Below are 26,520 nucleotides of genomic sequence, written 5' to 3'. Positions count from 1 at the left end.
GGGCAACCCGCCGGCCTTTGCGACCGGTAACAATGCTAAAACAACAAAACCAACAGAGTTGTTAAGAGCAGTAAAATCTATGAGCAAATAAATGACATTGATCACGAAGGCCGTGATCAATCCCGAACACTGCCTAGTTGCCGGAGCTGCCGTTCCTTCTGGCCGAGGACCAGTGCAGCCAACGCGCGCGCAGACGCTGCACGGCCTGCCACAGCGGGTGTGCCTTGAGCCGCCCGTAGAGATAGGCGCGCAGGCGCTGCAACCCTTCCCACAGGCGGGCAAACCAGGCCAGTTGCATCAGGGCCGGGCGGGTCAGCGCGAAGATGCGCGCACCCAGTGCAGTGCCCACAACCTTGGCGGACAGGAAGACGCCGACGCCCGAGACGACATGCCCCTTGCCGAGCAGCCACAGGCCGGCGAGCTTGAAGGGCAGCAGCGACACCAGCGGAATGGCGAAGCAGGCCAGCGCCAGCCAGGGCGGCGCGCGCTGGATCAGGCCTTCGATCTGGCGGATCACCGGCAGGCGACCGATACCGTGCATCAGCTTGCCCAGCGGCTCCCACAGCCACTCTTCGAGCCACAGGATGAGGGCTGCCAGCAGCACGACGGGAAAACCTGCTGCGCGGCGCAAGCGGCGGGCGAGGTCGGGCTGGGGTTCCTTGGGTTGCTCCATCGGTCGGCAAGACACTGCGTGGCATTCGAAGGCCGTTACTCTCCCATACCTGTCCGAACACGAGGTGAACACCATGCAGCGACGTCATTTCCTTGCGGCCCTGGCCTTTTCCGGCTTGTCCTTCTCCGTGCGTGCCAGCCTGCTCGACGCGCTCTCCAGCAAGGACGCCAGCGCTGGCCTGAAGCAGGCGCTGGAGCAGGGCGCCGGTCAGGCGGTGGCCATGCTGGGCGCCAAGGATGGCTTCTTCGCCAGTGACCGCTTCCGCCTGCCTCTGCCCGACAGCCTGCAGCAACTGGAGCCCGTGCTGCGCACGTTCGGCCAGGGTGCGGCGCTCGACGAGCTTCACCTCGCGCTCAACCGCGCAGCCGAAACGGCGGTGTCCGAGGCCAGGCCCTTGCTGGTGGGGGCGGTGAAGAGCATGAGCGTGCAGGACGCCAAGGGCATCCTCACCGGGGGCGACGATTCGGTGACGCAGTTCTTCCGTGGCAAGACCTTCGATGCGCTGACGCAGAAATTCCTGCCCGTGGTCAGCAAGGTCGTCGCTGGCCAGAAGCTCGCTGAGCGCTATGACCGCATCGCGCGCCAGGCCAGCAAGTTCGGCCTCATCAGCCAGGACGATGCGCAGCTCGACCGCTTCGTGACACGGCGCGCCCTCGATGCGCTCTATATGCGCATCGGCGATGAAGAGAAGGCCATCCGCGAGAACCCCGCTCAGGCAGTCGGCAAGCTGGCGAAGAAGGTCTTCGGCGCACTGTAGGGTGCGCACGGCGCACCGGAAAACTACGACCGCATCGACCACCAGCAGGCCAGCGTGCTCAGCAGCAGACTCGCCGCCCCTGCCAGCGCCAGATGCAGCGTGGTGCCCCACACAAGCGGCGCGATGACGCCTGCCGCGAAGGCCATCACAAGCGTCTGGATGGCGCCCTGGCAACTCGCTGCGAGGCCACGTCGTGCCGGAAACATGTCAAGCGCGTGCAGGGTCAGCGTGGGCATCGCGGCGGACATGCCCAGGGTGTAGAGCGCCAGCTGCGGGATACGCATCGACAGGGTGTCGGGCATCGCGGCACTGAGCACAAGATTGAGCAAGGTGGCGGCAGCGGCGATGGTGTAGCCGAGCTTCACCGTGGCAATGGGTGACAGGCGCCCCGCCAGTCGTGCGGAGAGCATGGAGCCACCCATCATGCCCAGCACCAGCGGCACGAACAGCCAGCCGAACTGGGTGGCATCGAGATGCAGGTGTTGCATCAGAAACACCGGTGCCGACATCACGTAGAGGAAGAAGCCGCCGAACAGGCTGGCCATGGCCAGCGACAGAAGCACGAAGCGATGATCGCCAAGCACGGACGAGTAGGCCTTGAGCAGGCTGGCTGGGTGCAGGGACTGGCGTTTGTCCTGCGGCAGGGTCTCCGGCAGCTGCGTCCACACCAGCACCATCAATGCGGCGGCCATCAGTGCCAGCAGGGCGAAGATCGCTCGCCAGCCCCAGGCTTGGGCCAGCGCGCCGCCGATGATGGGAGCCACGCCCGGCGCGATGGCGAACACCAGGGCGACGTGCGACATGAGACGTTGCGCGGCGGGGCCGTCGAGCAGATCACGCACGATGGCGCGACCGACGATGACGCCCGAGCCGGCCGACAGGCCTTGCAGCGCGCGGCCCAGCCAGAGCATCTCGATGTTCTGAGCGAATGCGCACAGCAACGATGCGACGAGATAGCAGCTCATGCCGACGAGGATGACGCGACGACGCCCCAGCGCATCCGACAGGGCGCCGTGCCAGAGCATCATGATCGAGAAAGGCAGCATGTAGGCCGTCAGCGACTGCTGCACGGACAGGGTGGTAGTGACCAGCCCGCTCTCGATGGCGGGGAAGGCGGGCAGGTAGGTGTCGATCGAGAAGGGACCGATCGCGTTGAGTGCCGCGAGGATCACGGCCAGCAGCGGGTAGGGGATTTTCACGGCGGTGCAGCGCAGGGCGGGAATGCGACTTTAACCCCGCGGACGCCTTGTGGATTGCGCCGGATCATTGCCCCGCGGGCAATTCAGCGTTGCCGCAACTGGGCGAGTACCTTGCCGCGCGAGTCGACGACCTCAAGCGCGTCAGGGGCGCGCTGCGAGGCGCGCAGTATCAGGCAGGGCCAGCTGATGACCTGTGGCAGCATCGCATCGGCCGGGGGCGGTACTTCATCGACGACCAGTTGCCAACGCGCAGCGCGTTCGCTGCCTTCGACACGCATCAGCTTGAGCTGGTAACCCGGCGTCGGGCGTTGCCCGGCGTTGAACACCAGCAGATTGTCACGTCGCCAGTCGAGTGAGCCGAAGCCGTGTGCGGCGTTGCCGGTCAGCGTCGACCACTCGGCGGCGCTGCGCACCACATGCACGCCAGCCTCCATCCTGCCCCACTGGCATTGCTTGACGGGGCTGCTTTCCAGCTGCGGCTGAGTCGCCAGACTGGTGCAGGACGTCAGGCCCAGCACGAATGCCAGTTTTCTCATCTGACGCTCAGGGGTGCAGGCAGACTGCTGCTACCGGTGGTGCCGATCAGGCCCACCGAGAAGTCCACACCCGTCGTCTTGCTGGCGATCGAGATGAAGCTGCCCGTTGCCGGATAGAGACCGCAGGCTTCACCCACATCGCAGAAGTAGCCATTGAAGTTGTTGTCAGTGCCTGCCAGGAAGGTGATGTTGCCGGCCGGGATGCCGGTCAGGCCCCACACGTACTTGCCATTCGAGGGGTTCACGCTCGTCGATTTGATGACGGCGCCGGTGTTGGCATTGCGCGCGACGATCCACAGGCGGCCAAAGCTGGCGCTGGTGTTGGCAGCCGACGTGGCTGTGCGTGTCACCGCCAGCTGTACGATGAAGGTCCGGCTGGTCGTCACCACGGTGATCACCGGGTAGCTGGTACCCACGGCCAGTTTGCTGCGGTCGACCGTAACCGTGTAGTCCCCCAGCTTGGTCGTGTTGTCGATGGACAGCGGTGTCACCGTGATGGCGGCACTGTCATCGGTGATCGAGGTAACGACTTCGGAACTCGCGGCGGTGAGCTTGAGTGTCAGCACTGCGCTATTGGTCGCACTGCCGAAATCGATGCCGGCGGGCGAGGCGATCACCACGCCGCTGGGCGCTGAGCCTGAACCTGATGCCAATGCCAGCGATTCGTCGACGGCTTTGCGGGCGTTGATCAGGCCATAACCCGTAGCATCGTCACGACCACTGCTACCGATATCATCGGTCAGCTTGCCCAGTACCATCAGGGTGTCGATCTGTGCCGGTGTGATGGCTGGGTTGGCGTAACGCATCAGCGCCATTACGCCTGCCACGTGCGGCGCAGCCATGGAGGTGCCCATCATGCCGCCGAACGAGGGGATGCGGGTTGCGCCGTTGTTATTGAAGGCACCCAGCGTGCTGAAGACGTAATCCGGGTAGCCGGTACCTGTCGTCGAGTAGCGCGCATCACCACCGGGTGCTGCGACCATGAGATTGGGGCCGGATTGCGAGTAATAAGTCTGCTGCTTGTTCGGGGCGACAGCGCCGACCGAGATGACGCCGTTGCAATTGGCTGGTGTGGCGACAGCCACGGCGTTGTCCTGGTCGTTACGCGCCGAATTGCCCGCAGCGGCGACAACGATGACGCCCTGCGCGCGTGCCTGGTCGATGACGTTCTGGTACACCGTGGGGCATACGCTGTTGCCCCCCAGGCTCATGTTGATGACGTCGGCTTTGCGCGCCGGCAGGCTGCCCGACACATTGCTCAGACCCGAGGCGTAGAGGATGGCCTGCGAAACATCGTAACTGGTGGTGTAGGCCACGCTGGGCTGGAACACGCGCAAGGGCATGATCAGCGCATAAGGCGCGACGCTGGCGCCGAACACGGCATTGTTGTCGCTGGCGGCGATGGTGCCCGCGACGTGGGTACCATGCCAGGCAGGGGAGTCGGCCTGCGTGCTCGGGTCATTGCCACCCGCCGTGGCAGAGCCACCGACGAAGCTGTAGCCGGCCACCTGCTGGCCGGTGAAGTCCGGATGGTCGGTGACCAGGCCGGAGTCGATGACGGCGACGATGGGGCGTTGCGAAGTCGGTGCGGCAGCGATGATGCGGTCTATCGCAGAAGGTTGATTGATCAGCTCGTAGTGCCAGCGCTGCGGCGTGTAATACGGATCCGTCGGCGTATAACTCAGGCTGGTCATTATGTAGTTCGGCTCGACATAGTCGAACTGCCCGGACTTGCGCAGTGCACGGGCGTAGAACAGGGTATCGACCGAGCGTTCCATGCGCCGGATGTTCGCCGGCTGGGTGGAGGGCGAAGACTGCCAGGGGCTGTGGGCCGCAGGGCGCAGACCCAGGGTCAGCATGGCCTCTGCATCGGGAACCTTGACGCGGCTTGGCGGCGTGGCGTCGTCGCTGCGGGTCACCAGCTCACCCTGCACGAAGGCCGGGGTCGAGGTTGCCACCACGCTGCAGGCGCCACCTTCGCCCGGGGCGCCGATGCGCAGGTTGTAGAGGCTGGCACCCTTGTAGCCAAAAACCAGGATGTAGTAGTGGCTGTTGCGCGAGATCTTCACGCATTCGCGGCTGCCTGTACCCTGCGAGACACCGACCAGTGCGCCGGTGTAGGCGTCATAAACGCCAAAATCCAGGTCGTTGGTGCTGGTGCTCTCGCTGAACGTCAGTTCGATGGTCTGCCCGGCGCTCAGATCGGTGTGGTACCAGTCATAGACGTCGCCTGCGGCATAGCGAGCAGCATCCGGGTCGCCAGTGCCGGGGTTGTTGACGCTACCGATGAGCTCTACCGGCGTACTGATCGGCTGGGCCGTACCGGCAGTGTCGTTGGACTTCCATCCCGGCTGCAGCGGATCGCTGGTGTCATTGTCGACGGCCGAGGTTTCTGGCAGTGACACGGTACCGCATACGGTGTAGGTGCCAGCCGCGCTGGTTCCTGCACAGGGATCGGTTGCGCCCCCACCACTCCCTCCTCCGCCCCCGCCTCCGCCTCCTCCACCACAGGCGGCAAGGCCGAATGCCATTGCAAGCATCAAGGGAGCGGACCATTGGAAGTTCATCGTAATGACCTTGGCGTGCGGGTGGGTTGCCGCGAAAGCTGAAACAAAACAACAATATGCTGTCATTAATGCTTCGCAGCAGCAAGGCCGTTCGCCTGTTTGGGCACCCCTTGCCGGGGGCGGATGCCGGGGCAACAGTGAGGCTCAGGACCGAAGCTCAATGACGCCACTCATCCGGCGACCCCCGATTTCCGCGGATTTCGATCGGCGGAATCCCGATGTCCTGCATGGCACCTACAGGCGGCTCATCAAGCTCCGTCGCGCCTTGCGGCGTGGCAGCCGCTATGAAACCGGATGCACGCGGAACACCTGGCGCCGGGCCAGAGTGGCCGCGTCAATCTCGGCGCGGATCTGCTGCAGCGTCTGCTGTCGTTCATCCCGATAGAACAGGTTGTGCGACTCGAAGGGAATCATGCGGCCATCGGGCTGGACCATGTGGATGCAGGACTTCTTGAGGGCGCGGATGTCGAGGTTCTGCGCATCCATGAACTGCACGATCAGCACCCGGAACACGTTTTCATAACTCAGCGCCGGCGCGTCGATCTTCGGCAGACAACACAGTAGATCCGACAGACAGCTGGCCTGAGAATCGGGGGAGTGATTGGTCGAGAACAGCTTGAACAGCTGGGCTTTCAGCGCCGGGTCGCGCTCGAAGACGATGGTGTTGGCGTCCCCCGCCAGCAGCACGTCGGGGCCGAGGTGGCGCGTGAGTGGCGTCACCGTGTCGCCCAGCTTGAGCGCATAGGCCATGGCCAGCGTGTCCGGGTTGCAGGGCACGGGCACCACATCGTCGAGCGTGAACACGCCGGACTGCTCGGCGATGCGGCGGCGTATCTCGCTGACCGTGAGGCGGTGGCGCGCCGACTCGAAGTCCGTATTGCGGCCAGCATCCTGGATCGGTTGCAGGGTCACGCCGCGCACGCAGGGCTGCGTCAGCCCGAACTGGATGATGTCGCCGATCTCGCCATCGTTGAGGCCGCGCTTGAGTGTGACGACCAGCGTGGTCGACAGCTTGTGGCGGTTGCAGGCCTCCAGCGCCTCGCGGCGGATGCGCGTGAGGTCGGCGCCACGCAGCGCCTGGTGAACTTCACCGCGCAAGGAGTCGAACTGCAGGTAGATCTCGATGCCGCGCCCGTATTCGGCGAGGCGTGCGGCAAAGTCCGGCTCCTGGGCGAGGCGGATACCGTTGGTGTTGATCATCAGGTGCTTGATCGGTCGCGCGCGTGCCGCATCCAGAATCGCGAAGAAGTCCGGGTGCAGGGTCGGCTCGCCGCCCGAGAGCTGTACCACATCAGGCTCGCCCTCGTTCTTCACGATCGCATCGAGCATCTGCTCGACGACTGCCAGCGGCTTGTGCGTCAGTCGCTCCGGCCCGCTGTCGGCGTAGCACACGGGGCAACGCAGGTTGCAGTGGTCGGTGATCTCCAGCACGGTCAGACATGAATGCTGCATGTGGTCCGGGCAAAGGCCGCAGTCATAGGGGCAGCCGTACTGCATCGCGGTCGAGAAGTGCTCCGGCATCTCCGGGCGCTTCACGTAGACCTCGCGGGCGAGGCGGTAGTAGTCGGCGTCGTCGGCCATCAGCACGCGCTCGGTGCCATGCGCCGGGCACCACTTGTCCATGAACACCTGGCCGTCCTTGATGAGGATCTTGGCCTCTACCTGGCGCAGACAGGTCGTGCACACCGAGCTGGTGGTGTCGTAGAAATCGTAGGGGCGGTTCTTGCGGCTCATGCGGAAACCCGGTGCTGAAAGAGAGGCCGCAGCGTCAGCGGCAGGTAGACGGCGAGTGCGGCGAGGCACACCCACTGGATGCCCGACAGGCCCAGCGCGTATTCGAAGGGCACGGGCTTGAGTCCGTCGATGGCGAGACGCCAGAGCAGGTAGGCCGAGGTCGCGAGCTTGAATTGCAGGCCCGGCACGTCGCTGAGCCGCGGTGCCATGCGATGCAGGCCGGCCCAAAGCGTCAGCGCGAAGCCGATTTCATACAGCTGCGTCGGATGGCGAGAAACGCCGTCACCGAAATCGATGCCCCAGGGCAGCGTCGTCGCTACGCCATAGGTGCCATCGTTGAGCCCGGCGAGAAAGCAGCCGATACGGCCGATGGCCAGCGCCAGCAATAGGGGCGCGACGAACAGGTCGCCGGTCGAGCGCCGCTCACCGGTCGCGAGCTTGGCGAGTTCGGTGCCGATCAGCCCGCCCAGCCAGCCGCCCACCATGGACTGCCCGGCCCAGATCTGCTGCCAGACGTTGTCGCGGGTGAAGAGATGCGGCCATTCGATGGCGAACACCAGTTTGTTGCCGATGCCCGCACCCAGCAGGCAGCCGAACAGGATCCAGTAGGCATTGCCCATTAACGCAGATGCCCCCGGCTGGCGGCGGCGGGCGAGGAAGTAGTAGCGCGCACCGATGAACATAGCCGCCCCTTCGAAACAGGCATGAACAATGTGGGCGGTTTCAGGATTTGAAATCATCTTCGACCGGGTGGCGCCTTTTATATTCTTCAACCATTTCATTCATGGCTTTTTCATCGGCAGCGCGTGAACCGAAAATCATTCGGCCCAGATAGAACGCGGACACGCCGCACCAAGCCAGTCCGATCCAGGCGCCTGTCGAGCCTCCCATCGAAGCGAGTATCAGGCAGCCGCCCGGACCAACTATCAGGAGAAGCAGCAGATACAGCAGTACCTGGAAAATCTTTGTCATGAGACTTTGGGGGCACTAGGCGTCTGAAGGATCTGTCTGCTTGCTGTGTCGCGAACCAAAGATGCGCAATACCAGCCACATCGCAGCTACACAGATGATGCCGAACCAGAGGAAGCCCAGTGTCAGCGTGATGTCGTTACGGAATGAGTCCGCCAGCATCATGCAGCCGCCGAAACCAAAGATGCCGGAGAGGGCAAGGAACAGGAGGGCTGCTCCGATGGCTTGCCAGAGGCTTGGGCGCAGCTTCATCGAGCGTCTCCTCGTAGAGTGCTGACGATTTGCTGCAACGCTTCCGGCGTTGCTTCGGCGGGGGGCACAGTCGGCGCAACGACCAGCTCGACCGAACTCCATACCCCACGTCGCATCGCGCGCAGCAGGCTGGAGCCCGGCTTGCGGGCGAAGGCGCTGTCCCACAGGCCGCGCAAGGCCATGGGTACGACCGGTACCGGTGTGCGTTCGAGCACCTTGCGGATGCCACCCTTGAACGGGGCGATCTCGCCGTCGCGCGTGATGCCGCCCTCGGGGAAGATGCCGATCAGCTCGCCGTTGGCGAGGGCCTTGGCGATCTCTTCGTACGCGGCTTCAAGCAGGGCGGGGTCTTCCTTCGCCGGTGCAATCGGGATCGCACGGTTCTCGCGGAATACGAAATTGGCGAGCGGGATCCTGAAGATGTTGTGATCCATCACGAAGCGGATCGGCCGGCGCGAGGCGGCGCTGATGATCAGCGCGTCGACGTAGCTGACGTGGTTGCAGATCAGCACGGCGGCGCCTTCGTCGGGGATGTGTTCAAGGCCCTTGGCACGCACGCGATAGACGCTGTGCACCAGCAGCCAGCACAGGAAGCGCATGAGGAACTCGGGCACCAGCTTGTAGACGTAGAAGGCGACCGCGATGTTCATCAACGCCGTGATGAGGAAGATCTGCGGAATCGTTACGCCACCGGCCAGCGCGCCAGCCGCGAACGCTGCCGAGACAACCATGAAGCCCGCATTGAGGATGTTGTTGGCGGCGATGATGCGCGAGCGCTCTTCGGGCTTGGAGCGCGCCTGGATCATGGCGTACAGCGGCACCGTGTAGAAGCCGCCCGACACGCCGATCATCACGAGGTCGAACAGCAAGCGCCAGTTGGCCGTGTCGAGCATGAAGCCGCTGACACTGGCGATATGCGGCGGTGTCGCCGGGCTGGCCCACCACAGGTCGATGCCGAACACGGTGAGGCCGATCGAACCCAGCGGCACGAGGCCGATCTCGACATGCTTGCCCGACAGGCGTTCGCAGAGGAAGGAGCCCAGTGCGATGCCGACGATGAAGGTGGCCAGCAGCGCGGTGACCAGCAACTCGCCGCCGCCCAGCACGGTCTTCACGAAGGGAGCGAACTGCGACAGGAAAATGGCGCCGTAGAACCAGAACCACGAGATGCCGATCAGCGAGTGGAACACCGTCCGGTTGCCATTGCTGTGCCAGGCCATGCGGATGTTGGCGACGGTTTCGGAGAAGGGGTTGAGGTTGATCTTCAGGTCGGGCGCCGAAGGAGGCGCGGCCGGAATGCTGCGGCTGGCGATGTAACCGGCGATGGCGACGATCACGCAGGCGATGCCGGCGATGGTTGGACCTTCAGGCTTGATGGCCATGAACAGCCCTGCCAGCACCGAGCCGAGCAGGATCGCCACAAAGGTGCCGCTCTCCACCCAGGCATTACCGGCAACCAGCTCGTCGTCATGCAGGTGCTGCGGCAGGATCGAGTACTTGAGCGGGCCGAAGAAGGTGGAGTGCAGGCCCATGAGGAACAGCGCAGCGAGCAGGAACTCCACGTGCTGCGCCGCGAAGCCCGCCAGCGCCAGCGCCGCGATGCCGATCTCGATGAACTTCACGATGCGCACCACGCGCGCCTTGTCGAACTTGTCGGCAATCTGCCCGGCCATGGCCGAGAACAGGAAGAAGGGCAGGATGAACAGGCCCGCCGCAAGCTGCACGACGATGGCGGGGTCGAGGCCCAGTATCTTGCCGCTCTGGAAGGCGACGAGCAGCACCAGCGCGTTCTTGAAGATGTTGTCGTTGAAGGCGCCGAGGAACTGGGTGAGGAACAGCGGGCCGAAGCGTTTCTGGGTGAGGAGGTTGGGTGTTGTGCTCATGGTTCTTCTGTCGGCGGGTTGTGCGGGTTGTTGTCCTCTCCCGGCCCTGCGGGCCACCCTCTCCCACAAGTGGGAGAGGGGATCAGGCGTGTGTCCAGTCAGCTCCCCTCTCCCGCCTGCGGGAGAGGGGTTGGGGGAGAGGGTTGTTCCACCGTCAGCCGGATTTTCTCCAGAACGTCTTCCAGCTGGTTCATGACTTCATTGTTCCAGAAACGCAGCACCGTAAAACCTTCCTTTGCCAGCCAGCGATCCCTTGCAGCGTCATAAGCCGCAGCATCCTGATGCTGGCCGCCATCAATCTCGATGACCAGCATCTTTTCCACGCACGCGAAATCCACGATGAAAGGGCCGACAGGTTTCTGGCGCTTGAACTTCAAACCGGCGAAGCGATGCGCGCGCAGGTGATACCAGAGTTGTTGTTCTGCCGGAGTCTGATCGCGGCGCAATGTCTTGGCGCGATCAATCTGCTGGGGTTCGTGCATGTGCCCTCTCCCCCAACCCCTCTCCCGCGAGCGGGAGAGGGGAGCTGGATTCCGCCCATTGTTTGAGCGTTACATAATCCGTCTTCCCCGTACCCAGCAGCGGCAGCGCCTCCACCACCACGATCTTGCGCGGCACCGCCAGCTCGGGCCAGCCGCCGGTCTTGGCGGCATTCTGCAAGGCCTCACGATTCAGACTCTTGTCGGTCGTGAACAGCACCAGCGCCTCGCCCTTGGCTTCATCCGCCACGCTCGACGTGGCATGGACAAAGTTGGGCGAGGCCTGCGCAGCGAGCTTCTCGACCGACTCCAGGGAGATCATCTCGCCCGCAATCTTGGCGAAGCGCTTCACACGGCCGACGATGCGGATGAAGCCGTCGTCGTCGAGCTCGACCACATCGCCGGTGTTGTACCAGCCCTGTCCGGCCTCTGATTCGGGCGGCTGCAACTCGCCGGGCTTCTCGACCTTGAGGTAGCCCGACATGAGGTTGGGGCCGCTGACGTGCAGGATGCCGCCGCGCTCGATACCGGCGACGGGCATCAGTTGCGATGCAATGCCCGGCAGCAGCTGGCCGACGGTGCCGGTGCGGTAGGCCATTGGTGTGTTGACCGACAGTACCGGCGCCGTCTCGGTCGCGCCGTAGCCTTCGAAGATGCGCACGCCGAATTTCTCGAACCAGGCGGCGCGCACGGGCTCGCTGAGCTTCTCGGCGCCAGCGATGACATAACGCAGGCGGTAGAAGTCATAGGGATGCGCGTGCTTGGCGTAGTTGCCGAGAAAGGTGCTGGTGCCCAGCAACACGGTGCAGGCGCGGTCGTAGGCCAGCTCGGGGATGATGCGGTAGTGCAGCGGCGAGGGGTACAGGAAGACATTCGCGCCGCCCAGCACCGGCAGCAGACCGCCGGCGTTGAGGCCGAAGGAGTGGAATAGCGGCAGGGCGTTGAGGATCTTGTCGTCGACCGAGAAGTCGATGACCGCGCGGATCTGCGCGACGTTGGCGAGCAGCGCGCGGTTGGACAGCACGACGCCCTTGGGTTTGCCTTCCGACCCGGATGTGAACAGCACGACCGCCGTCTCCTCGGCGTTGCCCTTCGGCGTGGCAAGACGCGGGAAGGGCAGCGCCCACAGTGCGAGCCACAGCTTGTCGGCCAGGCCCAGGGTGGGGCGCAGGTCTTCGAGGTAATGGATCTGTACGCCCTGCAGCGCGGCGACCTTGTCGCCCAGCTTGGCCTGCTCGATGAAGGCGCGCGAGCTGACGATATGGCGGATGGTGGCGGCCGTACAGGCGGCCTGCATGCCGTCGACGCCGGCCGTGTAGTTGAGCATGGCCGGCACGCGGCGCTGCGCATTGAGGCCGAAGATCAGCCCCAGCGTGGGGGCGAGATTGGGCAGCAGCACGCCGACGCGCTCCCCGGGCTGCGTGAAGCGCGCCACCAGCCGGCCCAGGGCGAGCGCCATCTTGAGCAGGTCGCCGTAGCTGTACTCGATCTGCTTCATGTCTTCGACGAGGCGGCGCTTGCGGCCATGCAGACTCATCGCATTGAGGAAGGCTTCGAACAGCGTCTGCTGCGGCCGGCTGGCGAAAATCATGTTCTGCATCACGCGGCGCATCGCCTCACCGGCGCGGCGGCGGCGTTCGCGCGCCGTGTTGCCGGGGGGCATGGCTATGCGCGTCGGCTCACAGACGGTCAGCGAAATCTGCGGCAGCGCGCGGCGCGGGAAGCGGCCCGACATGCGCGAGAAATAGGTACGCGCTGCGCCGTCGATGCGGATCGGCAGCACCGTCGCACCCGTCTTCGCGGCCACGAAGGCCGGGCCGTCATAGGTCTTCATGAGGCTGCCGGTCAGCGTGATGCGGCCCTCGGGGAAGATCACCACCGGGCGACCCGATTCGAGCAGGCGGATGACCTTCTTCATTGCCAGCGGGCTGGTCGGGTCCACCGTCAGGTAGTCGCAGAGCATCAGCACCAGCTTGAACATCGGGTTGGCTGCAACGCCGGTGTGCACGATGAACACCGGGTTCTGCGGCAGCCACAGGCCCAGCAGCAGGCCGTCGAGAAAGGATTCGTGGTTGGCGATGATCAGCAGGCGCTCGGCGCGGAGCGCGGGATCGCCGCGCAGCTGGACGCGGAACAGCAGGCCGGTGATGGTGCGCAGCAGGGACTTGATGAGGCTTCTCAACATGATGGCGGGGATCCAGTCGGGTTATGCAAGGGATTGTCACCCGGAAGCGACCCATGTCGCTCGGCAATCCGGGCAAGCTTGCCGTCCGTGTATCAGGCGCAGTCGAACACGGTTGTCATGTGTGGGCAGCTCAGTTCGCTGGCCGGCGTGATGGTCTCGCGCCGCCATGGGATGCGGCCGAAGAACCACAGGCGCCAGAAGCCCAGCTGTGCATCAGGGTTGCGTCCGAGCAATTGCGCAAAGGTCTCGATCCGGCCGACGCGGATGCCGCAAGCTTCGCGCAGCACTTCATGGACGAACTTGGAGCAGAACTGGCGGCGCGAATGCAGCGCAAAGCCAGTGTGATAGAGCGTGCCGAGTCGCCGGGCCACGGCTTGCTGCAGGCGTTGCTGCTGGTCTGCATCGAGCGGCACGGGCAGGCGGCGAATGCAGTAGCGCCGGTTTTCCGAGCGGGCGACAAAGGCGTCGAAGCTGCGCTGGCGGGCAAAAGGCACGCAGCTTTCGGCGACCTGCCAGACGCCGTCTTTCTGACCGGTGACGATGCCGACATGGTTGGTCCAGCTCGCCGTCGTGTCGGCGACCTTGCGGAAGAACAGGACCGGGATGCGGATGAAGACGAGGTCGCCGATCTGGAGTTCGGGCATTGCGGCAGCACTCATAACGAAATTCCTAAATTTATCGATATGTTGTAGTCAAAAAACGCCGGACCCTGCCCGGCGTGCTCAGAGGTAATCGCGAAGATAGGCCGTCACGTCGCCGAAAACGGATTCGAGAAAAGGCTTGTTCACGCGGAACCAGACTTCCTTGCCCTGCTTCTGCGCGACCAGCACCTGGGCTTCGCGCAGAATCTTGAGGTGGTGCGAGACGGTCGAGCGCGCCAGAGTGGACACTTCGGCGATCTGGCCGACGTTGAGTTCTTCGCCGGGCTCGAAGCTCAGCACAATGCGCTGGCGATGCTCGTCGCCGAGCGCTTCGAAGACCTTGGCCATGTGCTGCCATTGCGGAGGAATGGCTCGGGAGTAATCGCGATTCATATCGATAAACTTAGACATGTCGATGTGTTGTGTCAAGAGTGCCTACGCCAAATTGTTCATGTTTGCGAAAAAGAAGGATGGCGAACGCCTTCTGTCTTGCTAAGATAGGACGCGATGTGACCGATAACACGCCGAGTGTTTCAGGCCGCAGAACGGCAATGACCCCAGCCGGACCCGACAAAGAGCGGTACCCGGCAGTAGCAAGTGGACGGAGACAAACATGAATCGCGTAGTACCCTGGATGGCAACTGCCATCGCAATGACTCTCGCTGCCTGCGGTGGCGGTAGTGGCGGCGGCAGCGCCGCACCGGCTTCGGGCAGTTCTTCCAGCGCATCGAGCGCATCGAGTGCATCCAGCACATCCAGTGTGGCCAGTTCGTCGTCGAGCAGCGTCGCGTCGAGCAGCAGCTCGTCGGCCAGTTCGGTCTCCAGCTCTTCGTCGAGCTCGTCTTCCAGCGTTGCCAGCTCGTCGTCGAGCAGCTCGTCAAGTGCAGCTTCGGTGAGCGCTTATGTCCCGTCGAATGGCGCAACGGCAATCCACTACGACACGCGCCTGTCCATCACTTTTGACGCTACCCCCACGCTGGGCACATCGGGCTACATCAAGGTCTACAAGACCAGTGATGATTCCCTCGTCGACACCATCAGCCTCAACGTCTTCAATACGGGCAGCGCGATCTATTCGAGCTACGCGGCGGCAACGCTGCAGGCCAACGACGTGCAGACCGTGATTCCGCGCAACAACACCGAGATCGACAAGCTCGGCAACAACGTCTCAACCCTGACGCAATACCGCTGGATGTTCTACAAGCCGGTCAGCATCTCGGGCAAGACGGCGACGATCCGCCTGCACGACAACGTGCTGTCGCCGGATACGGGTTACTACGTGACAGTCGACAACGGCGTGCTCACAGGCAATGTTGGCGGTACGGCGTTTGCTGGCGTCAGCAGCAAGACGGCCTGGGCTTTCACGACACGTTCGGCACCTGCTTCCAAGACGGCTGTAACGGTTGACGACACGGGCACGACGGCAGACTTCCGCACCGTGCAGGGTGCGCTGAACTGGGTCATGGGCCAGTGTGGCGGCACGTCGACCGACGCTTGCAATAGCGTCTCGGTGGCCAAGACCATCACGGTCAACGACGGCACCTATACGGGCGACCTGTTCATCCGCAACATCAGCAACCTGACCATCTCCGGTACCAGCCGCAATGGCGTGATTGTGCAGTCGGAAAACTTCGAGCAGTACAACCCCGGTACCGGCGGCAGCGGTACGACGCCGACCACCACGGTGGTGGCCGAAACCGGCGGTAATCGTCCGCGCCTGAATGGTGGTCGTGCCGTATTGCTGGTTGAAGGCACTGACCTGCTCAAGCTGACCAACTTCACGCTGCAGAACACGCACGTGAAGAACGTCTGGGAAGGCGTGACAGGATCGATGAACAACCAGGCCGAGACGATTTACTTCAACAGTTCGACGCTGGCCGGTTCGCGCATGATCGGTACCTATATGAACTTCTACAGCACGCAGGACACCATCCAGGTCAAGGGTTGGGTGTGGATCTACCAGTCGCTCATCAAGGGTGACGTGGACTACATCTGGGGATCGCCGTTTGCAATGCTGATTGAAGAGAGTGAGCTGCGTACCATCGTCGATACGACCAGCGCCAGTAGCGGCGGCTACGTCATCGAATCACGCACGGCGTATGGCTACCCTGGATTCGTAGTGCTCAACAGTCAGCTAACCAAGGAATCTGGCGTTCCCGCAGGGGCGACGTACCTCGGTCGTCAGGCCAGCAACTTCTCGAGCGGCTATTGCTCGGCGCAATGGACCAGCTCTGGCAGCCTGAGCGGAAATACCTACTTTGGCTGCAACAATGTGGCTTTCATCAACAACAAGATGGACACCCACATCATTGCTGCCGGTTGGCTGGCCACCAATACGCCGCCGATCACCACGCCGACTGCTGCGGCCGGCTATCGTGAAAGTGGTAGCAAGGATCTGACGGGCAATACCATCGACACGAGCGCACGCTCGTCCTACTCGACGACCAGTGCAGACCTTTCTGGCCTGGACACCCGCGCAGAGGTGTTCTCTCAGTGGAACAGCAACGCGGGTTGGGTACCCACACCTTGAGCGCGTTGAATCAACCTATGAAAAACCCGGCGTGAGCCGGGTTTTTCATTTGAGGCGCTTTACTTGAGCCGCAAGATTGCCTCGAGTACGAAGCGCGCCGCGGCTTCGCGCACCGCAGCGCGATTGCCGGGAAAAACAGCATGATGCACGTGCTGTGCCGTGGAGGTTCCCCATGCCATCCAAACCGTACCGACGGGTTTGTCCTGCGTTCCGCCGCTGGGGCCGGCAATGCCCGACAAGGCGACGGCTACGTCGGCGCCCGAACGTGTCAGCACGCCGGCCAGCATTTCGCGTACGGTCGCTTCGCTGACGGCACCGTGGTTCTTCAGCGTGTCGCTTGCGACGCCCAGCATGCGGATCTTGGCTTCGTTCGAGTAGGTCACGCAGGCGCTGTCGAACCAGCCGCTGGAGCCGGCCACTTCAGTGATAGCCGCCGCCACCAGGCCGCCCGTACAGGACTCGGCAGTCGCCAGCGTCCAGTGCCGCGCATGCAGGAAGGCGCCTACCTCGACGGCAAGTTTCGTTAGCGCTTCGTTCATGCCGTCGGTACCAGACGCAGGGCAAGTGCGATACAGATCAGCGTGTAGCCCGCGGCCAGCAGGTCGTCGAACATCACACCGAAACCATTTTTGAAGCGCCCGTCTGCCCAGCGTATCGGCCAGGGCTTGGCGATGTCGAAGACGCGGAAGGTGATCACCGCGAAGGCTTGCCAGGCGAGGGTCCATGGCGTGAAGGCCAGAACCAGCCAGACGGCGACGAACTCATCCCACACGATGCAGCCCGGATCGGCCTGACCCAGTGCGCGACTCGTGACGGGAATCAGCCAGCAGCCCAGTGCAAAGGAAAGCACGATGCCGCCGATCAGGAAAGCCAGTGGGGTGGAATCCGGCAACAAGGCGAACAGCGCCCATGCCGCAAGGCTGCCGAAGGTGCCGGGTGCTTTGGGCGCGAGGCCGCTACCGAGCCCCAGCGAGATGAAATGAGCGGGGTGTGAGACGAGCAGACGCAGGCTGGGGCGCATGAATGAAAGGGGATCGAAGAAGGAAAAAGGGTGCAGCGTCTATTGGCTGCGCGCCCTCTGGCGGGCGAGCCAGTCGTCAAGTATGGCGACCGCATCTGCTTGCAGGTGCAGGCCAAGCTTGCTGCGTCGCCATAGGATGTCTTCGGCACTGCGGGCCCATTCGACGTCGTAGAGGTAGCGCAGCTCGGCTTCGCTCACACCCGGCAGTACGGCCTGACGGTTGCCGGCGAGGATGTGTTCGGCCCGCGTGCCGTATGCATGCGCCAGACGCAGTATCTGACTGGCGTCGACGTCGGCATGACGTGCCCGTAGCGAAGCAGCGAAGGCGGGGAAGTCGGCACCCGGCATGTCACCGCCTGGCAGGGGCGCCTCCGCTGTCCAGCTTGGGGCGCCGTGCTCCAGCAGATCCGCGATGCGGTCCACCGCTTCTTCGGCCAGTTTGCGGCAGGTGGTGATCTTGCCGCCGAAGACGGACAGCAGCGGCGCCTCGCCGCTGTCCAGCTCCAGCAGGTAATCGCGTGTGTTGCGTGACAGGGCGGCATGTTCGTCGTCCAGCAACGGGCGAACGCCGGAGTAATGCCAGCGCACATCGGCAGGGCTCACAGGCAGACGGAAGAAGCGGCTGGCAGTTTCGCAGAGATAAGTGGTTTCAGCGGCGTCGATGTGCGCTTGCGCCGCATCGTCATCCTGTGCCACTTCGGTGGTGCCGATCAGGGTGTAATGCTGCTCGTAGGGGATCGCGAAAACCACGCGGCGATCCGCGTTCTGCAGAAGGTAGGCCTTGTCGTGCTCGAACAGACGCGGCACAACGATGTGGCTGCCGCGCACGAGCCGCACGCGGTGGTGCGAGCGCAGCCCGGCGTGATCGCTGAGGAAGCTGGCGACCCACGGGCCTGTTGCGTTGACCAGTAGACGCGCCGTGACCGCACGCGAAGTCTGCGCGTTCCTCAGGCTTGCGTGCCAGACACCATCACGCCGCTCGGCCCGTTCGCAAAGTGTACGGGTAAGAACCTGTGCGCCCCGCTCGGCAGCGTCGACGGCGTTGAGCACCACCATGCGGGCGTCGTCTACCCAGGCATCGGAATATTCGAACCCGTGTCGCCAGCCGGCTTGCAGGGCTTGCCCCGCAACGTGACGCGATAGATCGATGGGCTCCGACGATGGCAGGCGGTCGCGTCGTGCAAGATGGTCGTAGAGAAACAGGCCGGCGCGCACCAGCCAGCGCGAGCGCACCGCATCGTTGTGCGGCATCACGAAACGCAGTGGCCAGGTGATGTGCGGCGCGGCGCGCAGCAGGACCTCGCGCTCGGCGAGCGCTTTCTGCACCAGCGAGAACTCGAAGTTCTCGAGGTAACGCAGGCCGCCATGGATCAGTTTTGTGCTGGCCGAAGAGGTATGTCCGGCGAGGTCGTCGCGTTCCACCAGCGCGACGCGCAGTCCACGACCTGCGGCATCACGTGCTATGCAGGCACCGTTGATGCCCCCTCCTACCACCAGTACATCGAAGTCGACTGCATCGGACGACATGGCGCTTTTCCGCTTGGTCTTGTCTCTGGATTAAAGCACGGCGGCGCGACGGATGGCAGCAATGACGGGTGACAAGCGCCAAGGTCGCGGCGCAGAATCCGCACATCACCGGTCCCGTGGAGCCCGCATGCGCAAGAACCCGATGATTCTTCTGTCAGCCCTCCTGCTCACCGCCTGTTCCACCGCACACATGGATGCGCAATGGCGCGACGCCCAGCTGACCGACCCAGTGCTGCCCGGCAGCAAGGTCTTCATTGCTTGCGACGCCGTAGAGCAGACCCTGCAGCGCATCTGCCTCGACAAGCTCGCGGCGCAGTTGCGTCTGATGGGGGCCGAACCTGTACTACCCGGCTCGCAAAGTTTCGACAGTGCGCTCAGTGCGGCGCGCGCCGCCGGTACGCCCTGGATGATTGTTGCAACCATCCGCCTCAATCCGGTGGTGGTTGCGGAGCAGCGTCCTTCGTTTGGCTTCGGCGTGGGCGGTGGGCGTGGTGGCTTCGGCAGCGGCGTCGGCATCCAGTTTCCATTTCCCGGCACGACGACGACCGTGACGCCGTCGAACAACTACACCTCCGACACGGCCATCACCCAGGTCGGCAGTGGCAAGCTGCGCTGGTCCGGCAAAGCCAGCAGCATGGCGGACGACATCGACAAGCAGCTGCAGGGGCTGATGAAGGTCACGCTGGAGGCGGCGCGCAAGGACGGCTCGCTCTAGGGTTAGAGCTTATCGACAGCCTCGTTGATGCGATCCGGTTCGTCCTGGCGCATCAGCTTCGTCACCTTGGCGGCGAGCTCCTGACTGTCGGCGCGCAGGATCTCGCGTTTCACTTCAAGGATCTGCGCCGGGTGCATCGAGAAGCTGCGCAGGCCCATGCCCAGCAGCAGTCGCGTGTAGCTCGAATCGCCCGCCATTTCGCCACACACCGACACTGGCAGGCCGTGCTTGGCACCGGCCTGGATGGTCATCGAGATGAGACGCAGCACGGCAGGGTGCAGCGGGTCGTAGAGGTGGGCGACCGATTCATCGGTGCGGTCGATGGCCAGCGTGTACTGGATCAGGTCATTGGTGCCGATTGACAGGAACTGCAGGCGTTTGACAAAGACGCCCAGCGACAACGCGGCCGCGGGAATCTCGATCATGCCGCCAACGGCCACATTCTCGTCGAACTTCACCTTCTCGGCGCGCAGCTGGGCCTTGGCCAGCGTGATGGCAGTCAACGTTGCGTCGATCTCGTGGGCATGCGCCAGCATCGGCACGAGGATCTGCACCTTGCCGTAGTGCGAGGCGCGCAGCAGTGCCCGCAACTGGGTGAGGAACATCTGCGGTTCGGCGAGGCTGTAGCGGATCGCGCGCAGCCCCAGCGCAGGGTTGGTTTCGGTGCGCGGCCCGCCTGACTGCAAAGGTTTGTCGGCACCGATGTCCAGCGTGCGGATGGTGACCGGCTTGCCACCCATGGCTTTCGCCACGGCGCGATACGCTTCGAACTGCTCTTCCTCGTCCGGTAGCTGATCGCGGTTCATGAACAGGAACTCGGTGCGGAACAGGCCGACGCCATCGGCTTCGACATCGCGCACCTGTGCCGCGTCGGCGGGCAGCTCGATATTGGCGTGCAGGCCGACGATTTCGCCATCCAGCGTGGCCGCCCGAGTGCTGCGCAGACGCTTGAGCTTGGAGCGTTCGAGCTCGTATTCGCTGCGCCGCAGGCGGTACTCTTCGAGCACGCGCTCGTCGGGGTCGACGATGACAACGCCCCGCGAACCGTCGATGATGACGATGTCGTCTTCACGTACAACGTGGCGTACATGGCGCAGACCGACCACGGCCGGGATGCCGAGACTGCGCGCGACGATGGCGGTGTGCGAAGTGGCGCCACCAACGTCGGTGACGAAACCGGCAATCTGGTTGTTCTTGAAGTGAATGGTGTCGGCTGGCGACAGATCGTGCGCGACAACGATGGTGCCCAGGCCATCCTGCTGCTTGCCAGGTACCGAGCCGGGGTGACCGAGCAGTCCCTTGAGCAGGCGCTCGACCACCTGCACCACGTCGGCCTTGCGTTCGCGCATGTAGGCGTCTTCGATAGCCTCGAACTGGTCGACGATCTGCTCCATCTGTTGCACCAGTGCCCACTCGGCGTTGCAGCGGCGTTCGCGGATCAGACGTCGCGAAGATTCGACCAGCATGGGGTCGTCGAGCAGCAGCGTGTGGAGGTCGACGAAGGCGGTCAGTTCGGACTGTGCAGCGGTCGAGGTTTCGCGCAGGGCGCGCAGTTCGAAGCGCACTTTGGCGGCGGCATCATCGAGGCGGGTGACTTCGGCGTCGATGTGGCGCGGGGCGATCAGGAAATGGTTTACCTCAAGCAGCGCATGCGACACCAGATGCGCGTGGCCGATGGAGATGCCTTGCGAGACGGGGAGACCATGAATGACGAAAGGCATGCTGCGAAATCCGGAGAAGCGCGGGTCATCGCGCAATAACGCGATCACCCGCAGGATCGCACAGCCGGGACAAATTGGCTATGCGGACTATTCGCGCTCGCCGAAACGGCTGCCTATCAGTTCGACAATGGCGCTCAGGGCCGCCTCGGCATCATCGCCTTCGGCTTCGATGGTCAGCTTTGCGCCCTGGGCGGCTGCCAGCATCATCACGCCCATGATGCTCTTGGCATTGACGCGGCGGCCGGCGCGTTCGAGCCAGATCTCGCTGTTGAACTGTGTCGCCAGCTGCGTCAGCTTGGCTGACGGCCGGGCATGCAGGCCAAGACGGTTGGAGATTTCTGCTTCGGCTTTCGGCATGGCTCACTACTCCCTGGACTTCACGTGCAGCACGCCGTCACAACCCCCGGCGACGGCTTTCTGGATAACGGTTTCAATAACGTTCTTGTCCCGATAGGTCAAGATGCGAAGCAGCATGGGCAGGTTCAAGCCCGCAACGATTTCGACCTCGCCGGGCAGCGCCAGCTTCATCGCGATGTTGGAAGGGGTGGCGCCGTAAATGTCGGTCAGGACCACAACGCCTTCACCGGAATCAACCGAACTGCAAAGCTGGCGAGCAGTGGGCAGCAGGTCCAGCGGGTCGTCCTGTGCCGAGACGCCCAGCTGCGCGATCTGCAATGGGCGCCGGTTGAGCACGTGGCAGCAGCACTGGATGAGGGACTCCCCCAGTGTTCCGTGCGTCAGCAGCAAGATGCCAATCATGATCAGTTCGTCCGATGAGCGAAATCAATCTACAACCAGGTCAGGCCCATGGTTGGCGGGAAAGTTCAGCCGCGCGAGCATGGCCCGTGTGACGGCAATACGACCTTCGGCGTCGACGCGCAGCACATGCTGTACCCCCATCTTATCGGCAAGCTGTCGCCAATCCTTGCCCGCTACGAAAATCGGCTTGCTGTCGGCGTCGGACAGCAGGCCGGCGTCAGGGCCGGGCGGCATCAGGATGGTGACAGCGTGCGTGCCTTCGGCAGGTTTGCCGTTGCGCGGGTCGATGAGGTGACTGTAGCGATGACCCTCCAGCTCGAAATAGCGCTGGTAATCACCGGAGGTACCGACGGCCTCGCCATCCAGCAGGGCCAGGCTGGCGATGGCACCGCCGCCGCGCGGGTCCTGGATGCCGATCTGCCACGGCACGTCACCTTTCTTGCCAAGCGCCATCACGTTGCCGCCGATGTTGATGAGCGCATCGTGGATCCCCTTTGCGTGCAGGATCGCTGCCGCGCGGTCGAGCGCCCAGCCCTTGGCGAAGCCGCCGAAATCGGGCGACACGGCCGGGTTGCTGCAGCGCGCCTGACCGCCACTGACCCGGATGTCGCGCATGCCGGGTCGGGCAGCAACGAGACGTGCCAGCTCGGCGGCATCAGGTAGCTTCGGTACGAAAGTGTCGGTGTGGAAGCCCCATAGCCTGACGAGGGCGCCGATGCCGGGATCGAACAGGCCTTCGCTGCGCGCGCTGAGCATTCCGGCCTTGTCGAGCAGCGTGCCGAGTTCAGCGGATACCGGATAGGGCTGGCCGTTACGGCAGGCATCGGCCAGGCGGGTCAGCTCCGAGGGTTCCCAGGCGTGGTAGTTGCGATGGATGCGATCGAACTCGCGCAATACCTCGGCCATCGCACTGACCGTGGCTTCAGGGTTGCTACCCACGCTCAGCAGCTCGACCCGGGTGCCGAAGACGAAGGCTTCGCGCTGAACCAGTTGCTTGCGCTGGCAGGCGGACAGGCCCAGACACACCAGGGCGGCCAGCATCAGCAGGATGGCGCGGCGTATGCGGCGGGAGAAAGGCGAAGCGAGCATTCCGCCATGATAGCCGCACTGCAGCAATCGGCAGATGCCCGCTCCTGTCGCTGGCTCAGTTGCTCAGTGAGTCGGCGACGTGTTGGCCCGATGCATTCAGGGCCAGGTTGGGCGGGGGGTTCAGGCGCATTACTTCTTCGGCAAATGAGCGCGCCTCGGCCACACAGTGTTCGTCATGTTGGAGCACGGGCTGTTCCTGACTGATCAGGCGGATGCCGTTGCTGGCGTCGTCGCTGACCAGGTAGCGGACCATGCTCAGCAATGAATGATCGGTAATGGCGCGCAGGGCGTGGCGGTGCTGCAGGTGGCCCAGCTGCAGGGTCAGCGCATTCATCAGGTCTTCTTCAGACGGGTGTTGTGCGACGAAAGCATCGGTGACCACGATCTGGCCACCGGCCAAAGCGAAGCTGATCGGGCCGAGACGGTCGCTGCGGCGGAAGACAAGTTCGTAGAGCGGGGCATTGCTGGTCGGCATGCGCAGCGCGGCAAAGCGGCTGCGGATCTGCATCTGCACGGCTTCGGGCAGCTGGCTGGGGGCCAGCGAGGCGGCGTCGAGGCGCTGCAGGGACTGGATTGAGCCGGAATACACCCAGCTGCTCGGAATGCGGCTGGCAATCATGCCGCCCAGCAACCTTTCGATCGGGTGTGACAAGGCGGTCAGCAGCAGCGCGACGCCCAGCAGCGTCAGCAGCCAGCGGTGAGTCCGGCTGAGGCGGTCACCGGTCAGGCGACCGAGAAGGCGCCCTCCCCGCGTCCGCTCGGAGCGCGGCATCAATGCCGGTAAGGCATTGATCTCGGCAGGGCTGACAGGTTTGCTGGCGGGGTGGCGCATCTGGAGAGGGGCTCGCATTGAACAAGGCAGCGCGTTTGAGGGCGCTGCACCTGTTTGAATTATGCGTAGCCATCTTGCATGCAAAGGCAATTTGCCCTTTCGTACATGCAACGTACTGTCACGAATTGTGACTTCCGTTTGAACTGTCAAAAAGCGTGACAGCGGGTGTCGGAAAATCTTCTGGCTTCAGGCGCGGCCCGCAAGTACGTCGATCACCCGCCCCGCGATATCCAGATTGCTGCCCTGCGCAATCTCTACCATGCAGGTGGGGCTGGTGACGTTAATTTCCGTGAGGCGGCCGCCAATCATGTCGAGTCCCACGATGAGCAGGCCGCGTGCCCACAACACCGGTGCGAGTTGCATTGCAATTTCGCGCTCCGCAGCGTTGATGGGCATTACGACGCCCCTTCCGCCGGCTGCGAGATTGCCGCGCGTCTCGCCAGCCTTGGGGATGCGCGCCAGGCAGTACGGCATCACTTCACCGCCAATCAGCAGCACGCGTTTGTCGCCCTCTGCGATCTGCGGCAGATAGCGCTGCGCCATGATGCTGCGTGTGCCGTCGCCGGTGAGTGCCTCGATGATCGCATTGCGATTCGGGTCGTCGTGCCGCACGCGGAAGATGCCGCTGCCACCCATGCCGTCGAGCGGCTTGAGGATGACGTCGCCCAGCTCGTCAATGAAGGCGTCGATGTCGTCGGCATCACGGGCGACGAGCGTCGTCGGCGTGAACTGCGGAAATTCGAGGATGGAGACTTTCTCGGAATGATCGCGGATGGCGCGCGGATCGTTGTAGACACGTGCGCCCTGCGCCACGGCACGTTCCAGCAGCCAGGTGGCGGCGACGTACTCGGCGTCGAATGGCGGGTCCTGCCGCATCAACACAGCGTCGAAGCTGTTCAGCGCGCGCTTCTCGGCCGGGCCTTCGTCATACCAGTGGGCATTGTCGGCGCGCACCGTCAGCGGCACGGCCAGTGCGCTGACCACACCATCCCGGGCGCTCAGTGTTTCGCGCTGGATGGCCGACACCGCGTGACCACGTGCCGCAGCGGCCCGCATCATGGCGATGGAAGAATCCTTGTGGGCCTTGAGCTTGTGCAGCGGGTCGACGATGAAGGCGATGTTCATGCCGTGGCCTCAGCCGGTGCCGTCTGTTCGATCTCCAGCGCAGCGGCCAGCAGGGCAAGTCGGCCAACCACGCCATACGCGTAGAACCTGTTGGGCGGTGCGTCGGGCGCCTGGCGACAGTCCGGCAGGTTGCAGCCGGTGGCAAAGCCCAGCGGCTCGAAGCTCATACCCGGTGCGTTGAGGTTCTCGTCGCGGCCGCGCGCTGTGTTGACGCGGTAGAAGCCGCCGACGACGTAGTGATCCATCATGTATACAACCGGCTCGGCAACGCCGCCGTTCACGGTTTCCAGCGTGCTGACGCCTTCCTGGATGATGACTTCACTGACCTGCAGGCCTTCTTTCACCACGCTCATCTTGTTGCGCTGCTTGCGGTTGAGGTCGCGCACGTCGCTGGCGTCATGCACGGTCATCACGCCCATGCCATAGGTGCCGGCATCGGCCTTGACGATCACGAAAGGCTTCTCTGTCACGCCGTACTCCCTGTACTTCTCGCGAATGCGCGTGAGCAGGAAGTCGACCTGGCTGGCGAGGCAGTCCTCGCCCGTGCGTTCGTGGAAGTTGATCTCGCCGCAAACACCGAAATAGGGGTTGAGCAGCCAGGGGTCGATACCCAGCATCTTGCTGAAGTCGGCGGCGATCTGGTCGTAGGCCGCGAAGTGCTTGGACTTGCGGCGCGTCGCCCAGCCCGCGTGCAGTGGAGGAATCAGCCACTGGCCTTCGAGGCCCTGCAGGATCTCCGGCACGCCTGCCGACAGGTCGTTGTTGAGCAGGATCGCACAGGGGTCGGCCCCTTCCACGCCCAGCCGCGTGCCGCGGCGGATCAGCGGCTCCAGCGTGAGGTGGCTGCCGTCCGGCAGGTCGATGGTGGTCGGCGCCGTGATGTCGGGCAGCAGCGAGCCGACGCGCACGCGCAAGCCGGTATGTCCAAGGATGGTGACCAGGCGTGCCACGTTCTGCAGGTAGAACAGGTTGCGCGTGTGGTTTTCGGGAATCAGCAGGATGCTGCGCGCGTCCGGGCAGATGCGTTCGATGGCGACCTGGGCAGCCTGCACACAAAGCGGCATGAATTCCGGATTCAGGTTGTTGAAGCCGCCCGGAAACAGGTTGGTGTCGACCGGCGCGAGCTTGTAACCGCTGTTGCGCAGATCGACCGAGCCGTAGAACGGCGGCGTGTAGTCCTGCCACTGGCTGCGGAACCAGCGTTCGATGGCGGTGGAGTGGTCGAGGAAGCTGCGTTCGAGTTCCAGCAGCGGGCCGGTGAGGGCGGTGGTGAGGTGCGGGACCATCGGTACTCCTGTGTGTGCCGGTCAGATCAAGCAGACCAGC

The 26,520-nt window shown here is 63.8% G+C and carries 26 protein-coding genes; 3 read left to right on the top strand and 23 right to left on the bottom strand.

Annotation, left to right across the window (positions count from 1 at the left end; all coding sequences use genetic code 11):
- Positions 1–133: 133 nt before the first annotated feature.
- On the bottom strand, positions 134–673 hold the full coding sequence (locus tag ABEA02_RS11260; protein ID WP_345533048.1) for a hypothetical protein: 540 nt from the start codon (positions 671–673) through the stop codon (positions 134–136).
- Positions 674–746: 73 nt separating this feature from the next.
- Between ABEA02_RS11260 and ABEA02_RS11255 the strand changes: the two genes are divergently transcribed.
- Positions 747–1,430 (top strand): DUF4197 domain-containing protein, encoded by a 684-nt coding sequence (locus ABEA02_RS11255; protein WP_345533047.1) that lies wholly within the window; start codon positions 747–749, stop codon positions 1,428–1,430.
- Between the two features lie 23 nt (positions 1,431–1,453).
- Here ABEA02_RS11255 and ABEA02_RS11250 read toward each other — a convergent pair whose 3' ends face one another.
- The 12 genes from ABEA02_RS11250 to ABEA02_RS11195 form a co-directional block, all read right to left on the bottom strand.
- A complete protein-coding gene (locus ABEA02_RS11250; protein WP_345533046.1) occupies positions 1,454–2,629 on the bottom strand; it encodes a multidrug effflux MFS transporter in 1,176 nt (391 codons plus the stop codon).
- A gap of 83 nt (positions 2,630–2,712) precedes the next feature.
- Positions 2,713–3,165 (bottom strand): protease complex subunit PrcB family protein, encoded by a 453-nt coding sequence (locus ABEA02_RS11245; protein ID WP_345533045.1) that lies wholly within the window; start codon positions 3,163–3,165, stop codon positions 2,713–2,715.
- Positions 3,162–5,570, bottom strand: a complete 2,409-nt coding sequence (locus ABEA02_RS11240) for a S8 family serine peptidase (RefSeq protein WP_345533044.1) — start codon at positions 5,568–5,570, stop codon at positions 3,162–3,164. Before ABEA02_RS11240 ends, ABEA02_RS11245 begins: the two co-directional genes overlap by 4 nt.
- A 444-nt stretch (positions 5,571–6,014) precedes the next feature.
- Complete coding sequence (locus tag ABEA02_RS11235) at positions 6,015–7,466, bottom strand: radical SAM protein (RefSeq protein WP_345533043.1); 1,452 nt, start codon at positions 7,464–7,466, stop codon at positions 6,015–6,017.
- Complete coding sequence (locus ABEA02_RS11230; RefSeq protein ID WP_345533042.1) at positions 7,463–8,149, bottom strand: prolipoprotein diacylglyceryl transferase; 687 nt, start codon at positions 8,147–8,149, stop codon at positions 7,463–7,465. The genes ABEA02_RS11235 and ABEA02_RS11230 overlap by 4 nt, the downstream gene beginning before the upstream one ends.
- Positions 8,150–8,189: 40 nt before the next feature.
- Positions 8,190–8,438 carry a hypothetical protein gene (locus tag ABEA02_RS11225; RefSeq protein ID WP_345533041.1) on the bottom strand — a complete coding sequence of 83 codons (249 nt, stop codon included), beginning with the start codon at positions 8,436–8,438 and terminating at the stop codon, positions 8,190–8,192.
- A 15-nt stretch (positions 8,439–8,453) separates the two neighbouring features.
- Positions 8,454–8,687, bottom strand: coding sequence for a hypothetical protein (locus ABEA02_RS11220; protein WP_345533040.1), 234 nt, complete (start codon positions 8,685–8,687; stop codon positions 8,454–8,456).
- A complete protein-coding gene (locus ABEA02_RS11215) occupies positions 8,684–10,570 on the bottom strand; it encodes an MFS transporter (RefSeq protein ID WP_345533039.1) in 1,887 nt (628 codons plus the stop codon). The genes ABEA02_RS11220 and ABEA02_RS11215 overlap by 4 nt, the downstream gene beginning before the upstream one ends.
- A 98-nt stretch (positions 10,571–10,668) precedes the next feature.
- Positions 10,669–11,052 carry an endonuclease domain-containing protein gene (locus ABEA02_RS11210; RefSeq protein ID WP_345533038.1) on the bottom strand — a complete coding sequence of 128 codons (384 nt, stop codon included), beginning with the start codon at positions 11,050–11,052 and terminating at the stop codon, positions 10,669–10,671.
- Complete coding sequence (aas, locus tag ABEA02_RS11205) at positions 11,030–13,234, bottom strand: bifunctional acyl-ACP--phospholipid O-acyltransferase/long-chain-fatty-acid--ACP ligase (protein WP_345533037.1); 2,205 nt, start codon at positions 13,232–13,234, stop codon at positions 11,030–11,032. The genes ABEA02_RS11210 and aas overlap by 23 nt, the downstream gene beginning before the upstream one ends.
- 92 nt (positions 13,235–13,326) lie before the next feature.
- Positions 13,327–13,893, bottom strand: coding sequence for a YebB family permuted papain-like enzyme (locus ABEA02_RS11200; RefSeq protein WP_345533036.1), 567 nt, complete (start codon positions 13,891–13,893; stop codon positions 13,327–13,329).
- Positions 13,894–13,956: 63 nt separating this feature from the next.
- Positions 13,957–14,286: an ArsR/SmtB family transcription factor gene (locus ABEA02_RS11195; protein ID WP_345533035.1), complete on the bottom strand. Its 330-nt coding sequence runs from the start codon at positions 14,284–14,286 to the stop codon at positions 13,957–13,959.
- A 202-nt stretch (positions 14,287–14,488) separates the two neighbouring features.
- On the opposite strand from ABEA02_RS11195, the gene ABEA02_RS11190 reads away from it, so the two are divergent.
- The gene (locus ABEA02_RS11190; protein WP_345533034.1) at positions 14,489–16,405 is read left to right on the top strand and encodes a pectate lyase; all 1,917 of its coding nucleotides are present in this window, start codon (positions 14,489–14,491) and stop codon (positions 16,403–16,405) included.
- A 59-nt stretch (positions 16,406–16,464) separates the two neighbouring features.
- Here the strand turns inward: ABEA02_RS11190 and ABEA02_RS11185 are convergent, their stop codons facing one another.
- Genes ABEA02_RS11185 through glpD form a run of 3 tightly spaced genes read right to left on the bottom strand, consistent with a single transcriptional unit; the run spans position 16,465 to position 18,953 of the window.
- Complete coding sequence (locus ABEA02_RS11185) at positions 16,465–16,944, bottom strand: CinA family protein (RefSeq protein ID WP_345533033.1); 480 nt, start codon at positions 16,942–16,944, stop codon at positions 16,465–16,467.
- Positions 16,941–17,426, bottom strand: a complete 486-nt coding sequence (locus ABEA02_RS11180) for a phosphatidylglycerophosphatase A family protein (protein ID WP_345533032.1) — start codon at positions 17,424–17,426, stop codon at positions 16,941–16,943. Before ABEA02_RS11180 ends, ABEA02_RS11185 begins: the two co-directional genes overlap by 4 nt.
- A gap of 39 nt (positions 17,427–17,465) precedes the next feature.
- Positions 17,466–18,953 carry a glycerol-3-phosphate dehydrogenase gene (gene glpD / locus ABEA02_RS11175; protein ID WP_345533031.1) on the bottom strand — a complete coding sequence of 496 codons (1,488 nt, stop codon included), beginning with the start codon at positions 18,951–18,953 and terminating at the stop codon, positions 17,466–17,468.
- Positions 18,954–19,080: 127 nt separating this feature from the next.
- On the opposite strand from glpD, the gene ABEA02_RS11170 reads away from it, so the two are divergent.
- On the top strand, positions 19,081–19,668 hold the full coding sequence (locus ABEA02_RS11170; RefSeq protein ID WP_345533030.1) for a hypothetical protein: 588 nt from the start codon (positions 19,081–19,083) through the stop codon (positions 19,666–19,668).
- Positions 19,669–19,670: 2 nt separating this feature from the next.
- On the opposite strand, the gene ptsP is transcribed toward ABEA02_RS11170, so the two are convergent.
- The 7 genes from ptsP to gshA form a co-directional block, all read right to left on the bottom strand.
- Positions 19,671–21,389 (bottom strand): phosphoenolpyruvate--protein phosphotransferase, encoded by a 1,719-nt coding sequence (gene ptsP, locus ABEA02_RS11165; RefSeq protein ID WP_345533029.1) that lies wholly within the window; start codon positions 21,387–21,389, stop codon positions 19,671–19,673.
- Positions 21,390–21,476: 87 nt separating this feature from the next.
- Positions 21,477–21,746, bottom strand: coding sequence for an HPr family phosphocarrier protein (locus ABEA02_RS11160; protein ID WP_345533028.1), 270 nt, complete (start codon positions 21,744–21,746; stop codon positions 21,477–21,479).
- Between the two features lie 6 nt (positions 21,747–21,752).
- A complete protein-coding gene (locus ABEA02_RS11155; RefSeq protein WP_345533027.1) occupies positions 21,753–22,148 on the bottom strand; it encodes a PTS sugar transporter subunit IIA in 396 nt (131 codons plus the stop codon).
- Between the two features lie 24 nt (positions 22,149–22,172).
- A complete protein-coding gene (locus ABEA02_RS11150; protein ID WP_345533026.1) occupies positions 22,173–23,237 on the bottom strand; it encodes an FAD:protein FMN transferase in 1,065 nt (354 codons plus the stop codon).
- A gap of 55 nt (positions 23,238–23,292) precedes the next feature.
- Entirely contained in the window at positions 23,293–24,087 is a 795-nt protein-coding gene (locus ABEA02_RS11145; RefSeq protein WP_345533025.1) for a M48 family metalloprotease, read from the bottom strand.
- Between the two features lie 168 nt (positions 24,088–24,255).
- Positions 24,256–25,194, bottom strand: a complete 939-nt coding sequence (gshB, locus tag ABEA02_RS11140; RefSeq protein ID WP_345533024.1) for a glutathione synthase — start codon at positions 25,192–25,194, stop codon at positions 24,256–24,258.
- Positions 25,191–26,480: a glutamate--cysteine ligase gene (gshA, locus tag ABEA02_RS11135; protein WP_345533023.1), complete on the bottom strand. Its 1,290-nt coding sequence runs from the start codon at positions 26,478–26,480 to the stop codon at positions 25,191–25,193. Before gshA ends, gshB begins: the two co-directional genes overlap by 4 nt.
- Positions 26,481–26,520 lie beyond the last annotated feature (40 nt).

This window comes from Viridibacterium curvum (assembly GCF_039544165.1).
GTDB lineage: Bacteria > Pseudomonadota > Gammaproteobacteria > Burkholderiales > Rhodocyclaceae > Viridibacterium > Viridibacterium curvum.
Note: the sequence above shows the minus strand (reverse complement) of the source record. Positions and strands in the feature narration are given on the sequence as shown.

Bases quoted from the DNA above. Each gene is read 5' to 3' on its own strand.
- ABEA02_RS11245 (WP_345533045.1), bottom strand. From the start codon at position 3,165: ATGAGAAAACTGGCATTCGTGCTGGGCCTGACGTCCTGCACCAGTCTG.
- ABEA02_RS11255 (WP_345533047.1), top strand. From the start codon at position 747: ATGCAGCGACGTCATTTCCTTGCGGCCCTGGCCTTTTCCGGCTTGTCC.
- ABEA02_RS11210 (WP_345533038.1), bottom strand. From the start codon at position 11,052: ATGCACGAACCCCAGCAGATTGATCGCGCCAAGACATTGCGCCGCGAT.
- ABEA02_RS11220 (WP_345533040.1), bottom strand. From the start codon at position 8,687: ATGAAGCTGCGCCCAAGCCTCTGGCAAGCCATCGGAGCAGCCCTCCTG.
- ABEA02_RS11190 (WP_345533034.1), top strand. From the start codon at position 14,489: ATGAATCGCGTAGTACCCTGGATGGCAACTGCCATCGCAATGACTCTC.
- ABEA02_RS11155 (WP_345533027.1), bottom strand. From the start codon at position 22,148: ATGATTGGCATCTTGCTGCTGACGCACGGAACACTGGGGGAGTCCCTC.
- ABEA02_RS11170 (WP_345533030.1), top strand. From the start codon at position 19,081: ATGCGCAAGAACCCGATGATTCTTCTGTCAGCCCTCCTGCTCACCGCC.
- ptsP (WP_345533029.1), bottom strand. From the start codon at position 21,389: ATGCCTTTCGTCATTCATGGTCTCCCCGTCTCGCAAGGCATCTCCATC.
- ABEA02_RS11195 (WP_345533035.1), bottom strand. From the start codon at position 14,286: ATGTCTAAGTTTATCGATATGAATCGCGATTACTCCCGAGCCATTCCT.
- ABEA02_RS11150 (WP_345533026.1), bottom strand. From the start codon at position 23,237: ATGCTCGCTTCGCCTTTCTCCCGCCGCATACGCCGCGCCATCCTGCTG.
- gshA (WP_345533023.1), bottom strand. From the start codon at position 26,480: ATGGTCCCGCACCTCACCACCGCCCTCACCGGCCCGCTGCTGGAACTC.
- glpD (WP_345533031.1), bottom strand. From the start codon at position 18,953: ATGTCGTCCGATGCAGTCGACTTCGATGTACTGGTGGTAGGAGGGGGC.
- ABEA02_RS11185 (WP_345533033.1), bottom strand. From the start codon at position 16,944: ATGAACGAAGCGCTAACGAAACTTGCCGTCGAGGTAGGCGCCTTCCTG.
- ABEA02_RS11145 (WP_345533025.1), bottom strand. From the start codon at position 24,087: ATGCGAGCCCCTCTCCAGATGCGCCACCCCGCCAGCAAACCTGTCAGC.
- ABEA02_RS11215 (WP_345533039.1), bottom strand. From the start codon at position 10,570: ATGAGCACAACACCCAACCTCCTCACCCAGAAACGCTTCGGCCCGCTG.
- ABEA02_RS11200 (WP_345533036.1), bottom strand. From the start codon at position 13,893: ATGAGTGCTGCCGCAATGCCCGAACTCCAGATCGGCGACCTCGTCTTC.
- ABEA02_RS11225 (WP_345533041.1), bottom strand. From the start codon at position 8,438: ATGACAAAGATTTTCCAGGTACTGCTGTATCTGCTGCTTCTCCTGATA.
- ABEA02_RS11160 (WP_345533028.1), bottom strand. From the start codon at position 21,746: ATGCCGAAAGCCGAAGCAGAAATCTCCAACCGTCTTGGCCTGCATGCC.
- ABEA02_RS11180 (WP_345533032.1), bottom strand. From the start codon at position 17,426: ATGCGCCCCAGCCTGCGTCTGCTCGTCTCACACCCCGCTCATTTCATC.
- ABEA02_RS11230 (WP_345533042.1), bottom strand. From the start codon at position 8,149: ATGTTCATCGGTGCGCGCTACTACTTCCTCGCCCGCCGCCGCCAGCCG.
- ABEA02_RS11260 (WP_345533048.1), bottom strand. From the start codon at position 673: ATGGAGCAACCCAAGGAACCCCAGCCCGACCTCGCCCGCCGCTTGCGC.
- gshB (WP_345533024.1), bottom strand. From the start codon at position 25,194: ATGAACATCGCCTTCATCGTCGACCCGCTGCACAAGCTCAAGGCCCAC.
- ABEA02_RS11235 (WP_345533043.1), bottom strand. From the start codon at position 7,466: ATGAGCCGCAAGAACCGCCCCTACGATTTCTACGACACCACCAGCTCG.
- aas (WP_345533037.1), bottom strand. From the start codon at position 13,234: ATGTTGAGAAGCCTCATCAAGTCCCTGCTGCGCACCATCACCGGCCTG.